The sequence below is a fragment of the Paracoccus aestuariivivens genome (genome assembly GCF_009711225.1).
Classification (GTDB): Bacteria; Pseudomonadota; Alphaproteobacteria; order Rhodobacterales; family Rhodobacteraceae; genus Paracoccus; species Paracoccus aestuariivivens.
This window is the reverse complement of record NZ_WMIE01000040.1, coordinates 1-10038: the sequence shown is the minus strand read 5'-3', so window position 1 is coordinate 10038 and position 10038 is coordinate 1. Positions and strand designations below refer to the sequence as shown.

10 protein-coding genes are annotated in these 10038 nt (G+C 58.9%); 8 read left to right on the top strand and 2 right to left on the bottom strand.

The window, feature by feature from the left end; translation table 11 throughout:
- Positions 1 to 81 precede the first annotated feature (81 nt).
- Complete coding sequence (locus GL286_RS22745; protein WP_343038962.1) at positions 82 to 300, bottom strand: LysR family transcriptional regulator; 219 nt, start codon at positions 298 to 300, stop codon at positions 82 to 84.
- 193 nt (positions 301 to 493) lie between these two features.
- On the opposite strand from GL286_RS22745, the gene GL286_RS21635 reads away from it, so the two are divergent.
- Positions 494 to 1633: an NADH-dependent flavin oxidoreductase gene (locus tag GL286_RS21635; RefSeq protein WP_155097643.1), complete on the top strand. Its 1140-nt coding sequence runs from the start codon at positions 494 to 496 to the stop codon at positions 1631 to 1633.
- 150 nt (positions 1634 to 1783) lie between these two features.
- The gene (locus GL286_RS21630) at positions 1784 to 2110 is read left to right on the top strand and encodes an SDR family oxidoreductase (protein ID WP_155097642.1); all 327 of its coding nucleotides are present in this window, start codon (positions 1784 to 1786) and stop codon (positions 2108 to 2110) included.
- 627 nt (positions 2111 to 2737) lie between these two features.
- Here GL286_RS21630 and GL286_RS21625 read toward each other — a convergent pair.
- Entirely contained in the window at positions 2738 to 3055 is a 318-nt protein-coding gene (locus GL286_RS21625; RefSeq protein WP_170295355.1) for an NIPSNAP family protein, read from the bottom strand.
- 205 nt (positions 3056 to 3260) lie between these two features.
- On the opposite strand from GL286_RS21625, the gene GL286_RS21620 reads away from it, so the two are divergent.
- The 6 genes from GL286_RS21620 (at position 3261) to GL286_RS21595 (ending at position 9799) form a co-directional block, all read left to right on the top strand.
- Positions 3261 to 4289 carry a Bug family tripartite tricarboxylate transporter substrate binding protein gene (locus tag GL286_RS21620; RefSeq protein WP_211596477.1) on the top strand — a complete coding sequence of 343 codons (1029 nt, stop codon included), beginning with the start codon at positions 3261 to 3263 and terminating at the stop codon, positions 4287 to 4289.
- A 93-nt stretch (positions 4290 to 4382) separates the two neighbouring features.
- On the top strand, positions 4383 to 4826 hold the full coding sequence (locus tag GL286_RS21615; RefSeq protein ID WP_170295354.1) for a tripartite tricarboxylate transporter TctB family protein: 444 nt from the start codon (positions 4383 to 4385) through the stop codon (positions 4824 to 4826).
- Positions 4826 to 6343 (top strand): tripartite tricarboxylate transporter permease, encoded by a 1518-nt coding sequence (locus GL286_RS21610; RefSeq protein WP_155097639.1) that lies wholly within the window; start codon positions 4826 to 4828, stop codon positions 6341 to 6343. The genes GL286_RS21615 and GL286_RS21610 overlap by 1 nt, the downstream gene beginning before the upstream one ends.
- A gap of 74 nt (positions 6344 to 6417) precedes the next feature.
- Positions 6418 to 8076 carry a thiamine pyrophosphate-binding protein gene (locus tag GL286_RS21605; RefSeq protein ID WP_155097638.1) on the top strand — a complete coding sequence of 553 codons (1659 nt, stop codon included), beginning with the start codon at positions 6418 to 6420 and terminating at the stop codon, positions 8074 to 8076.
- A 10-nt stretch (positions 8077 to 8086) separates the two neighbouring features.
- The gene (locus tag GL286_RS21600; RefSeq protein ID WP_155097637.1) at positions 8087 to 9016 is read left to right on the top strand and encodes a dihydrodipicolinate synthase family protein; all 930 of its coding nucleotides are present in this window, start codon (positions 8087 to 8089) and stop codon (positions 9014 to 9016) included.
- A gap of 78 nt (positions 9017 to 9094) precedes the next feature.
- Positions 9095 to 9799 carry an FCD domain-containing protein gene (locus GL286_RS21595; RefSeq protein ID WP_155097636.1) on the top strand — a complete coding sequence of 235 codons (705 nt, stop codon included), beginning with the start codon at positions 9095 to 9097 and terminating at the stop codon, positions 9797 to 9799.
- Positions 9800 to 10038 lie beyond the last annotated feature (239 nt).

The following is a 10038-nucleotide window of genomic DNA, read 5'->3' as shown; positions in this document are numbered from 1 at the left end:
AAAGTCCCATGCGGATCACTCCGTTGCCCCGTCGCTCACCGCTATGGGGGAAGGTTCACATGGCTCAATTCTCAGTGAAAATTAGGCGACTTTCCGGCTCAGTTCTGGGTGGAAATCAACAATCGGTCCAAGCTTCGCGATCAGTCGTTGCCCGGCCTCCGTCGGCGACACGCTGCGCGTCGTGCGGGCCAGCAACCGCATACCCAGCTGTTCTTCAAGCATCCGCATCGTGTAGCTGACCGCGGATTGCGACACGCCGAACTGCGCGGCGGCCTTGGTGAAGCTGCCCGCCTGCGCCACGGCGAGGAAGGTCTAGATGTCGCTGAGATTGTCCTTGGGCATCGTCATTCAAAAACACCCCTTATAAACGCATGCTAAATTAAACAACGAATACTCCATGGGGCTTGGGTCTAGCTGTCTGGTCAAGAAATGCGCCTCGCCCCCTGCGGAAATGCCGGGATCTGACGGCGGGCGTTCGTTATGGAGATTGCATATGTCCGAAAAAAGCCTGTTCTCGTCCCTAGCGCTCGGTGAATTGACCCTGCGCAACCGCGTCGCCATGGCGCCAATGACCACTTGGGCCGCCAATGCCGACCTGACCATTTCCGAGGCCGAAGAGGCCTATTATCGTGCCCGTGTCGGCGGCGTCGGGCTGGTCCTGACCGGCTGCACGCAGGTCACTGCGAACGGCATCGGCTTCACCGACGAATTCGCGGTCAGCGATGGCAGCTTCACCCCGAGCCTCGCGCGGCTCGCGCGCGCGGCAAAAAGCGGCGGTGCGCCGGCGATCCTGCAGATCTTCCACGCTGGCAACAAGGCACTGCCCGACCTTGCGCCCGCAGGAGATGTGGTCAGCGCAAGTGCCGTGCCGGTGGAGGCCAGCCTGTTGGCCCCTGCTCAGACGCCACGGGAAATGACCGAGGACGAGATTCTGGGCATTATCCGCGCTTTTGGCGACACCACCCGGCGTGCCATTGAGGCGGGCTTCGACGGGATCGAACTGCACGGCGCCCACGGCTTCCTGATCCAGAACTTCTTCTCCGCCGCCAGCAACCAGCGCAGTGACAGCTGGGGAGGAGCGGCCGAGAACCGGATGCGGTTCGCCATCGAAGTGGTGGCCGAGGTCAAGCGGGTGATCGCCGAACAGGCCGGTCGACCGTTCGTTCTGGGCTATCGGATTTCGCCAGAAGAGTCTGGCGACAAGGGCTATGGCATCGAGGACAGCCTGGCGCTCGTCGATCGTCTGATCGATGCGGGCATCAGCTATATCCACGCGTCGCTTGGCGATGTCCTGACCAACCGTCCGGCGACCGATCCGCAGGGTCCGACGATCGCGGAACGTTTCGTGACCCATGTCGATGGGCGCGTGCCGGTGATCGCAGCAGGTGGTGTCCGCACGCCGGAGCAGGCGCAGGCGGCGCTGGATCTGGGTCTGTCGCTGGTCGCGATTGGGCGTGGTCTGGTGATGAACCCGGACTGGGTCACCCTTGCCCAGTTCGGTCGCGCGGCTGAGATCGCGACCGAACTCGATCCCAGGACCGTAAAGGAAATCGCGCTGCCCGCGAAGCTCTGGACGGTGATCAAGGCCACCAAGGGCTGGTTTGCGATCAAGAAGGTCGAGACGACGTCCTGAGCCTGTCGCCGACGACCTGGTCGGCATGGCGGACATTCGGCCCGTCATGCGACCAGCCATGGCGCGCACGACCTGACCAAAAGCGCAGGTCATGGATGTGCGTGCCGAACATCCGGATCAACGCCGTCTGTTAGACGCTTCGACACACCGATGCTGGAGAAAATGAAAACGGCGCGGGCCGAGATCATGGATGAAATCGCCGCAGCCCAACCGATCTGGCAGCTCCGACAGTTCGAAGAACTTGCTACGGCCGTGCTTTGGCTCTGGAGTCCCGCAGCGAGCTTTGTCGTCGGTGTCGGTCTGCCTGTGGATGGCGGCTTTTCCGCACATTTAACGGTAGCGACGCTGCGGCTTGAGGCGGCTTGGCACATCTTTTGGCGGGCGGTATCGCCCTCTATAGCGATGATCTCCCCGAACAACAGGGACAGTTTCAGGCGCGCGCGCCACGGCGCAAGCAGGTTCTCGGCCTCCGGGTAGGAGCCGGAAGTTTAGGGTGAAGCGTTGTCAGACAACGCACGAGCGATGTCCGTTTTGTTCACATTGGCGACGCTGCGGCGAGGTGCAACGAAAGGAAGGTACGGCTCCTGGATCTGGTGCAGCCTTGAATGACCGCTTCCGTGAACTGCGCTGTGGCTCAGTACTCCGCTTGCTGTGGCTGCGAGCAGCTCGATCGTCATGCCGCACTTGCACCTGCTGGTCCCCGAATGACCGAAAAGTCCGCATCGCAGACCGTCATCGGCTCGATATGCTGCGCCACGTGTCGAATGGCCGCTTCGGCGAATGCCGCCGTACGGCATCGGCGTTGCTCGAACGTTGGCAACGGGCCGCGAATTTTCTTATCTTGGCGTCAGAACGTCCGCCTCATTCAAACTTGCCTACTTCTGCCTAGCAGCATGGCGATCGGAGCCCGTTTTCGGCGCATTCCGCAGTCGCGTTTCCGGACCAACTCTCCTCAGCCACTGTCGCCTGAAATCCAGTAGCTTCGTGCCAATGCACGACGAAGCCATGCTAACGTGACAGTCGCCTCTGGGCCTCGGCGGAAAAGTATATTGAGGCCCAGATCGATGCGGCCAGCCATTCGGCGTGATGATTGATCGGCGCGTCTTAACTCGGGAAAAAGGAGGTCGGGGTCAGGATCTTGTTGACTTGAGAAATCAAGTTCCCCGCCTCAGCGCTTAACTTTAGGTAAGCAATCCAATCCGGGTCCTGTTGTAGACGTGCGCGGCGTTGTTCTCGGTCGGTGGCATCCTTGTAGGCCCATACGTGAATGTAGGAATTCACGTCACCGGTCTCTGTCGCGGCAAAGATCACAGGGTCGCCCAGGTGGTGGCGTTGGGTTTTCCACCCGTTTTCTGTGTAAAGCGCCAGTTGCCTCTTGATCGTGCCGGGGCGGCAGGTGTAGGTGCGGTGGTCATATATCACTGAAGTATCCTCCAACTTCACTATCTGGCAATACATCGAAAAAATTCAGTATTTCATGCATTGTCAGCTCAGAATTCTCGTGCATTAATATACATGAGCTCGCGGGAGGCAAGCGTTTGATTGTCGGAGTGGGATACTGGCGATCATTTCGGATAGCGAAATGCGGTAACGGCACCTGCTCTGGCGCGGGTGCGGCTCAGTCATATTGACGGGTGTCGCGGAACGGCGGTGCCAGTTTCAAATGGAGGAACAGGATTTGAAACACCAACTATTTGCGGCCCTTGCGGTCGCCTGTGCCGCGGTTTCGACCCCGATGGCCGCATCGGCAGAATACCCCGAGCGCGATATCCGTGTCGTTGTTCCATGGGGTGCCGGGGGCGGTACCGATGCGATCGTTCGCAAGCTGACCTTGCTAGCCGAGAAAGAAATCGGCGGGACGATGTATGTTGAAAACATCGATGGCGGCATCAGTGCGACCGGTGTCAGCCAGGTCATGCGCGCCCGTCCCGATGGATACACTATTGCGGCGCTGACCTATGACAGCATCATCACCATTCCGTGGCAGGAAATGCTACCTAGCTACAAGCTGGACAACCTCAAGCTAATCGCACGCGTGACCAGCGAACCCGACGCGCTGGTGATCGATTCCAGCTCTGACTACAAAACACTCGACGCGCTGCTTGCCGCTGCGAAGGCGTCGCCGGAAACCGTCCGCATTGCCGTGCAGAACATTGGCGGGCGCGTTCACCTTGCAGCGCTGCAGCTCGAGCAGTTATCGGGAGCAAAGTTCAAGATCGTCTCCTATCCCGGCGGTGCGGGTCCGCAGAAAGAGGCGATCCTGTCGAAGGAAGCGGCCGGAGCGGTCACATCGCTGGGAGATTTTGCCAGCCTGCTCGATGACAAGACGGTCATTGGCCTGACAGAATTTTCCTCCTCGCCGAACCCCACCTACGGCGATGTGCCGATGGCGAAGGATCTTGGCGTTGATTTGGAAATTGGTTCTTTCATCGTAATCGCGGCCCCCGCCGAAACACCCGATGACGTCGTGGCCAAGATCGAGGCGGCCTACAAAACGGCCTATGACAGCGAAGAATTCCAGAAGTGGGTCACTAACGTCGGTGTCACCCCGAGCTGGCTCGGCACGGCAGAGGTCACCAGCTGGTCCAATGAGACACAGAAAACTCTGTTCAGCCAGATGGATGCACTGGTCGAAAAGGGCATCCTGTCCAAGTAACCCAACCGGCACCAGCCCAGCGTCGGGCCTGAAAGCCCGACGCGATCCATTTCCACGGAGATGCAAATGATGAGCCGCCAAAGGCTTCTGAGCATGGAATTTGCCCTGCCGGTCTTTTTTCTGATTTTAACCACGATCTATCTGGCCGCCGCCTTCACAATTCGCGCCCAGATCTCGGAGCCTTTCTGGCAGGGTCCGCGCGCGATCCCGATCGTGGCATCCGTCATGATGTATGCGCTGCTGCTGTTCGTACTGGTCCGCCAGTTCAGAACGAGCAATACAAAAGCCCAGCCAGGAGAAATCTTGCGTCCCGTGTGGGTGGTGGTTGCCACCGGAGTCTACATCTACGTATTCGAGCCGCTTGGTTACGGTCTGTCAACGCTTCTCTACGTCTTCGCGCTGTTCTTCATTTTCGAGTTCAGGACGCGGCAGCCTTTGGCATTCGTGATCTACGCGCTCGTCGTCACGGCCGTCTTCTACATTCTCTATGCCGTTATCTTCGGCGTGCGTCTGCCTGAACTGTTCGGGGTTATCTGATGGACACTTTTCTCAGCTATTTCAACGGATTTTCCGCGCTTCTCGATCCGCTGAACTTTGCGGTCATGATTGGCGGGTTTCTGGTAGGCACTTTCTTCGGTGCGATGCCGGGGCTTACATCGGTGCTGGCAATCGCGCTGCTGCTGCCGGTGACCTATCAGATCGATGTCGTGCCTGCGTTGATCATGTGCGCCTCGATCTTCATGGCGGGCATGTATTCGGGCTCCATCACCGCCATCACCATCAACATTCCGGGCGCGCCGTCTTCGATGATGACCGCGCTTGACGGCAACAAGCTGATGAAGCGCGGCAAGGGCGCGAATGCGCTTGGCCATGCCGCGCTGGGGTCGATGATCGGTGGAACGCTGGGGGCCGTGCTGCTGATGGCATTTATGCCTATCGCGGCCAAGCTTTCGCTTCTGATCCAAACGCCGGGGAAATTCTCGCTGATTTTCTTCGCATTGGTGGTCATCGTCATTGTCGAAAAAGGCAATATCGCAAAAAGCACCATCGCAATGCTGCTGGGGCTGATGATCGCGACCGTCGGAATTGACGAGCTGCTGTCTGTCCCGCGGTTCACGTTCGGCACGGAAAACCTGATGGAGGGCATTGATCTGATGCCACTGGTCATTGGGGCGTTCGCCATCAGTGAGATCCTCATTCAGGCGCAGAATTGGCGACTGGACAGCGAGGTTGACCTTGATGAGATCAAGAAGATCAGGATCAAGCGTCGCGACTTCATCCCGCTATGGTCCGAAGTACGCGAAATCGGTCTCTGGACGTATTTTAAAAGTACCGTGATCGGCTATCTGATCGGCGTACTGCCCGGTGCGGGCGGATCCATGGCCGCCTTTGTCTCATATATCGAGGCGCGCCGCAGTTCGCGCAAACCACAGGAATACGGCAATGGCAGTCGCGAAGGCATTGCGGCGGCGGAATCGGCCAACAATGCCATGTGCGGCGGAGCCTTCGTGCCGATGCTGATGTTCGGCATTCCGGGCGACCCGACCACTGCCATCGTTCTGGGTGTTCTGGTGATTAACGGCCTGCAACCCGGCGCGCGCCTTCTGGAAAACCAGGCCGACCTGATCTCTCCGATGTTCGCATCGCTGATTGTCAGCGCCCTAATTCTGATCCCGCTGACACTATATCTTCTGGGGCCGCTGTTTTTGAAGATGGTTACCATTTCCCGCGGGCTGCTTTACAGCGGTATCGCCGTGGTGGCGCTGGTGGGCAGCTACGTTGCGACGCTGTCGATCTTCCAGATGTCGTTGTCGCTGGTTCTGGGTGTTCTAGCCTTCTACATGCGCCGAGCGAGTTATTCCCCGGTGGCGATGTTGCTGGGCTTCATCCTCGGCCCGGATCTGGAGCAGTATTTCCGGCGCGCGATGTCGCTGTCGGACGGCGATCCTATGATCTTCCTGACCAGTCCGGACAGCATTTTCTTCCTGCTTCTGACAGCGGCCTTCGTCTACATGATTGTCGTTCGCAAACCCAAGACCGCTACTGCGCCGTGATCTGACACACCCCGTCGCGGCGCAGCGGTTGCGCCGCGACCGTTTTCCCCAGCCTGACCTGAAGGACCAAAACCATGCGGCACGGCGGACAGATTCTCATCGATCAACTGAAGATTCATGGCACCAAACGGGTGTTCTCTGTTCCGGGAGAGAGCTTTCTGGCAGCGCTGGACGCGCTGCATGATAGCGCCATAGAAAATATCGTTTGCCGTCACGAAGGCGGCGCGGCGATGATGGCCGAAGCGCATGGCAAATTAACTGGACAGCCTGGAATTTGCTTTGTCACCCGTGGGCCGGGTGCGACCAATGCCTCGGCCGGAGTGCATGTCGCGAAGCAGGATTCGACCCCGATGATCCTGTTCGTCGGCCAGATTGACCGTTCACACCGCGACCGGGAAGCATTTCAGGAGGTTGATTACCGCGCGATGTTCGGCACCGTGGCCAAGTGGGTGACCGAGATCGACCAGATCGAGCGTTTGCCCGAATATATCAGCCGCGCTTTTCACGTGGCGATGTCGGGGCGCCCCGGTCCGGTGGTACTGGCGTTGCCAGAGGATATGCTTTCGGCCCGTGCCGACGTTGCCGATCTGCCCGCCGCTGCACCGATCCCGTCAGCGATCAGTCCCGCGCAGGTCGAGGCGCTCACCGCCGCTCTGGCCCATGCCGAACGGCCGCTTTTGATGGTCGGGGGAACACTCTGGGATGAAAAGGCGAGCGACGATCTGTCTCGATTTGCTCAGGCCTGGAATCTGCCGGTAGCGGTGCCATTCCGGCGGCAATGCCATCTGGACAACCGCAATCCGCACTATGTCGGGGATTTGGGTATCGGCATGAACCCGAAACTAGGCGCGCGGCTTCAACAGGCAGATTGTCTTATCATGATCGGCGGCAGGCTGGGCGACAGCATGACCCGGGGATATGAGTTGATGGACCCTGCCGCACCGACAAAAACGATCGTCCATGTATATCCCGATGCATCGGAACTCGGTCGGGTCTATCGCCCGGATCTAGGCATCGTCGCTCCCACATGCGATATGATCGCCGCACTTGCGCACACTAAGCCAGCCAATAACGGCTGGGATGGCTGGACCGCCGCCGCCCGCGCTGAATACGAAGCGTGGGTTCAGCCCAAGGAAACCCCCGGTGACGTCAAGATGGAGCAGGTGATCCATTGGCTGTCACAAAACCTGCCCGACAATGCAATTCTGACCAATGGCGCGGGTAATTACGCGGCCTTCCTTCATCGCTATTTCGTCTACAAAAAACCCTTCACCCAGCTTGCGCCGACCTCTGGCAGCATGGGTTATGGTTTTCCCGCCGCTGTGTCCGCCGCCATCGAACACCGAGATCGCCCAGTGGTCTGTCTGGCGGGTGACGGCTGTTTCCAGATGACGCTGAACGAAATGTCGACTGCCCGGCAATACAACGCGGCACCGATCGTTGTCGTGGCCAACAATGGTCAATACGGCACAATCCGCATGCACCAGGAACGGCATTATCCTGAACGCCCCTCCGGGACGGCGCTGGCAAATCCGGATTTCGCGGCGCTGGCGCGGGCATATGGTGGTCATGGCGAAACCGTTCACAGCACTGCGGAATTTGGCGCTGCCTTTGCCCGTGCACGCGTATCTGGAACCCTAGCGGTGATCGAATTGCGGCTTGATCCAGAGGCCTTGTCCTCTGGCGCAACGTTATCGCAGGTGCGCGCGCAGGGTTTGGCGGCACGGAACTAGGGGCAGAACCATGACAAAATCATCGCTGAAGAATTGCACGGGTCTGCATGTTGTCGCCCAGACCCCGTTCCGGGCTGATGGCGCGCTGGATCTGGATAGTATCGATACGCTTTCGGCGTTCTACTATGGCCACGGCGCGCGTGGCCTGACCGTACTGGGTGTCAGCGGCGAACAGGGCAAGTTGACGCCTGACGAATGCATCGCCACGGCTGCGCGTTTCATTGCGGCTGCCAATGGGCACCGGATCATTGTCGGCGTTTCCAGCCCCGGGTTGGCACAGCTTGTCACAGTGACGCATCAGGTGATGGCTGAGGGTGCAGATGCCGTGATGATCTGCCCGCCACGCGGCACGCAGACTGATGACGATCTGATGCGCTATTTCGACGAGGTCTTTGCCTGCATTGGTGACACGCCGACCGTTCTGCAAGATTTTCCCGTCCATTCCGGGGTAAAAATGTCGCCTACGCTGATCCGTAGGCTGGTCGAGGCCTTTCCACAGATCGGCGTGATTAAGGAGGAGGATCTGCCCAGCATCACCAAGATTACCAGATTGCGTGAGGAACTGGGAACCAGCGTTAGGATTCTGACGGGGAACAACGGTCTGTATCTGCCACAGGAGTTGGCGCGCGGTGCTGATGGCCCGATGGCAGGGTTCTCGTTTCCAGAGATGCTTTCCGGCGTGGATGATTTGATGCGAAACGGCGACAGGGAGGGCGCACATGATCTCTTTGACCGTTACCTGCCGCTTTTGCGCTATGAGGCACAGGGCGAATGGGGCATCGCGATCCGCAAGGAGGTCATGCGCCAAAGGGGGGCGATGGAATGCGCTGCGCTGCGCGCGCCCGGCCCAGTTCTGACCGCGCTGGACCGGGCAGAGATCCGATCGATGATCGACCGCATGGGGCTGGAATTCAAATTTGACAACAAGTCGGCCGCATAGGATGAGAACTATTTGCCATCAGCCCTGCCAGTGTGGGGCCAGACTCCACACCCGCTCCGACAGGGGATTAGTACGAACGTGACCGACCCGAACGCAATGCCGAACCAGGCAGCAGAGGCCAATAGCCACCGATCCGGGGCGTCGCAGCTTTACGGTGATCTTCGACGCAGGATAATTGGGCTGGAATTCCCGCCGGGAACTATTCTGCTCAGGCCCGAGCTGGCAGCCGAATACGGCGTGAGTCAAACACCTTTACGCGACGCGATGCAGCGGCTGGATCAGGACGGGCTGGTGCATGTGCATCCACAGTCGAAGACCGTGGTCAGCCGAATCAACATGGCCCAGATCTACGAGGCGCATTTCATGCGCACCGCGTTGGAAATCGAAGTAGTGGTACAACTCGCCCGTCATCGCAGCGAAGAAACTATTGCCAATGCGCGTGCAATCATTCGGATGCAGGAGGCCATTGCCGGGATGCCAGACCAGCTTGCACAGTTCCAGCAACTGGACGAAAATTTTCACCGGACGCTGTTTGTCGGGGTTGGGCACGGGGGCCTGCATGAAGTGCTTCAGCACCGATCAGGGCATCTGGGGCGGATGCGCAAGATGCAACCACATGATTCCTACAAAATCAGCTTCATTCTGTCGGGACACCACGAAATCCTTGACAGCATCTCCTCAGGAGATGAGAGCAAGGCGAGGATCGCCATGCGCGCACATCTTAGCCGGACAGTCATCCACGCGCCCGAATTGCGGGAACGTTACCCGGAATATTTCTGCTAGGCTTAGGACTTATTGAATTCGCCTCGATGACATGATCCAGGCTCCGTAAGGAGACCTGATCTATGAGCAATCTTCTGTGGTTTCCGTCTATCAGGCCGCTGAAATAATCGTTGCGCGAGAACAGTTTTCCACCACGTTGGCTGTTAGCCTCAGGTCTCAGCCCGCCCCTGCTCGCTGTTGCAATCGGCCTTCCATGGTGATGCCGGCTCTCGCACCGCCAACAACCGGGGCAGTCGGGC

Excerpts from the sequence above, each read along its gene's own strand:
- GL286_RS21635 (WP_155097643.1), top strand. The coding sequence starts at position 494 with ATGTCCGAAAAAAGCCTGTTCTCGTCCCTAGCGCTCGGTGAATTGACC.
- GL286_RS21615 (WP_170295354.1), top strand. The coding sequence starts at position 4,383 with ATGGAATTTGCCCTGCCGGTCTTTTTTCTGATTTTAACCACGATCTAT.
- GL286_RS21600 (WP_155097637.1), top strand. The coding sequence starts at position 8,087 with ATGACAAAATCATCGCTGAAGAATTGCACGGGTCTGCATGTTGTCGCC.
- GL286_RS21605 (WP_155097638.1), top strand. The coding sequence starts at position 6,418 with ATGCGGCACGGCGGACAGATTCTCATCGATCAACTGAAGATTCATGGC.
- GL286_RS21630 (WP_155097642.1), top strand. The coding sequence starts at position 1,784 with ATGCTGGAGAAAATGAAAACGGCGCGGGCCGAGATCATGGATGAAATC.
- GL286_RS21610 (WP_155097639.1), top strand. The coding sequence starts at position 4,826 with ATGGACACTTTTCTCAGCTATTTCAACGGATTTTCCGCGCTTCTCGAT.